The following is an 852-nucleotide window of genomic DNA, read 5'->3' as shown; positions in this document are numbered from 1 at the left end:
GAAACATATCCACCGGCTGAATCATATCAACCTTGTAACTAGAACTCAATACATCAATATCCTTCGCCAAAGTCGATGGATTACATGATACATACACAACCTTCTTTGGCTTCACTTTCAAAATCGTTTTTAAAAGCTGTTCATCAAGCCCTGTCCGTGGAGGATCCACAATGATAACATCTGGCTTCCATCCCTCTTTTACCCATTTCGGCAGCAGGACTTCAGCTTTTCCAGTGACATATTTAGCATGCTTAATCCCATGACGAGTAGCGTTTTTCTTAGCATCTTCGATGGATTCTGGGATGATGTCCATTCCGCGAATCTCAGCCGCTTGCTCCGCTACCCATAAGCCAATCGTTCCGACTCCGCAATAGGCATCCACTACTTTTTCTTTCCCTGTTAATCCTGCCGCATTTTTCACTTCATTATAAAGCTTGACCGTTTGTTCAGGGTTTAGCTGGAAAAATGTCCGTGCTGACAGTTCGAAGGATAGATCGCCAAGCGTTTCTTGGATAAAGTCATTTCCTTCAAGATTGACTGTTTCTTCACCAAAAATTAAGGATGTTTTTTGTCCATTAATGTTTTGGATGATGGACTTCACTGCTGGCAGTCGCTTTTTAATCTCTTGGATAATGAGATCTTTTTTCGGAAGTTCTTTTTTTGCTGTAATTAAGACGATTTGCAGCTCGCCTGTTTGAATGCCGACTCTTGTAACGATTGTTCTAATTAGACCTTTTCTTGTTTTTTCATTATATATCGGTATTTTCAGATCTTGCAGTATCCTTTTTACGGTTACAGTTGCATTGCTTGTTTGCGGATGCTGAACTGCACATTGGTCAATATTGATAAGAC

1 protein-coding gene is annotated in these 852 nt (G+C 40.5%); it reads right to left on the bottom strand.

The genetic code is table 11. From position 1 onward, the window contains the following. Nucleotides 1–852, bottom strand: an 852-nt coding sequence (gene rlmD, locus V7149_RS26065; RefSeq protein WP_335348456.1) for a 23S rRNA (uracil(1939)-C(5))-methyltransferase RlmD, incomplete at both ends; no start/stop codon positions are given.

Origin of the sequence: Bacillus sp. JJ1503 (assembly GCF_036965125.1) — a bacterium.
GTDB lineage: Bacteria > Bacillota > Bacilli > Bacillales > Cytobacillaceae > Cytobacillus.
The sequence above is the reverse complement of the archived record's forward strand: the minus strand, read 5'-3'. Positions and strand labels throughout refer to the sequence as shown.